Genomic DNA, 539 nt, shown 5'->3' on the forward strand with positions numbered 1-539 from the left:
CAACGGTGACCAGTGGAGCCATTGAAGTTGGTTGCTTATTTGGTTATTTGTGGTTGAAAAAACACATTATCGCCTTTGGTTGGGGCGATATTCGTGCCAGCTTAGTGTTGGACAAAATCACTCGTTTTCTTAGCTTATCTTTACCCACGACGTTCAACTTTCTCGCTTGGGCTGGAGGGCTGTTTGCTTACCACGCGATCATGGGACAAGCAGGCGTGCAAGGTTTGGCAGCGTTGTCGGTGATGACGCCCGTTGAGTCGATTGCTCTCGCTATGATGATTGGCCTATCGAATGCAGCTGCGGTTTTAGTGGGTAACCAACTCGGCGCGAAAAACTTTGAACCTGTGTATTACCAAGCTTGGGCGACGGTAATCTTGAATGTTCTAATTGCTTTCGGTGTTGCGGTACTTCTATTTTTCACCAATCAGCTCATACTCGATGCGTTCAGTGCATTGAGCGCCGAGACTCGTCATTTGGCAGAGCAGTTCATGGTGATTCTGGCACTTGGAGTCATATTGCGCTCAGTGCCTATGATGGTC

The 539-nt window shown here is 48.2% G+C and carries 1 protein-coding gene; it reads left to right on the top strand.

Annotation, left to right across the window (positions count from 1 at the left end; translation table 11 throughout):
- A partial coding sequence (locus R8N49_RS29855) for an MATE family efflux transporter (RefSeq protein WP_318190798.1) occupies positions 1-539 on the top strand: 539 nt, incomplete at both ends.

Source organism: Vibrio sp. 1978 (genome assembly GCF_033344345.1).